General features: G+C 63.9%; 1 protein-coding gene. It reads right to left on the bottom strand.

All coding sequences use genetic code 11. From position 1 onward, the window contains the following. A partial coding sequence (locus tag IU405_RS00745; protein ID WP_197436737.1) for a transposase occupies window positions 1–161 on the bottom strand: 161 nt, incomplete at its 3' end. Window positions 162–355 lie beyond the last annotated feature (194 nt).

Genomic DNA, 355 nt, shown 5'->3' on the forward strand with positions numbered 1-355 from the left:
CCGGCACGCTTGCCGTCCTCGACGTCGGCCTGCTTCATCCAGTTGCTCAACGAGCCTTCGGAGATACCGAAGTCCTTCGCGATCTGCGCCAGCGGCGCTTGACCCTTCCGGGCCACGGCCACGACATCATCGCGGAACTCTCGGGGATAGGGCTTTGCCACAGGAACATCCTTCCAGCGAGGACGAATCCTCACAGTTCAGATGTCAACCAAACTCGGGGCAGACCCCAGGAACCCGGGCCGACCGATCACCCCCGGGCCGCTCAGCCGTCGACTCCGTCAAGAAGGACTCCTCGCCGGCAGCGCTCGTGTCACCGCGCTGATGGACCTCACCCGACAACTGCATCCTCGAATCG

The sequence above is a fragment of the Polaribacter sp. BAL334 genome (assembly GCF_015767435.1).
Lineage (GTDB): Bacteria > Bacteroidota > Bacteroidia > Flavobacteriales > Flavobacteriaceae > Polaribacter.